The organism is Pedobacter sp. 01N416, from assembly GCF_056399685.1.
On the sequence record NZ_JBFTRT010001043.1, the window covers coordinates 1 to 576 of the forward strand.

Annotated in this window: 1 protein-coding gene; it reads left to right on the forward strand. The window is 36.5% G+C overall.

All coding sequences use genetic code 11. The annotated features are described in order from the left end of the window. Positions 1 to 115: 115 nt before the first annotated feature. On the forward strand, positions 116 to 576 hold a 461-nt coding region (locus AC1DND_RS29140; RefSeq protein WP_477586495.1), incomplete at its 3' end, for a sulfatase-like hydrolase/transferase.

A 576-nucleotide genomic window follows, 5' to 3' on the forward strand; every position in this document is an offset into this window, starting at 1 on the left:
TTTTTTTTTTATAGGCGCATTTTTACTGACAATAAATTTAGTACACAGCCAGAAAAAAAGTAGCAGTAAGCCTAATTTTATAATCATTCTTACCGATGATTTAGGGTATGGAGATTTGGGAACATTTGGAAACCCTTCAATTTTAACACCCAATTTAGACAGATTAGCCACTGAAGGCCAAAAATGGACAAATTATTATGTTGCGGCCAATGTTTGTACACCTTCAAGAGCAGCACTATTAACGGGAAGGCTTCCCGTAAGAATTGGGATGGAAAGCGATACCCGCCGTGTTTTATTCCCTAATTCATCGGGAGGGTTACCTGAGTCTGAAACCACAATAGCCGAATTGTTAAAGACTGCATCTTATCAAACGGCGGCAATTGGTAAATGGCATTTGGGACATTTAGCGCCTTATACACCTCTTGACAATGGATTCGATTATTATTTTGGAATTCCATACTCAAATGATATGGATCGTATAAAAAATTATGAATTCGAAAATTATTTTAATCCGGATTTTAAAGATTTCAATGTTCCGCTGATTAGAAACAAAGAAATCATTGAACGGCCTGCTAA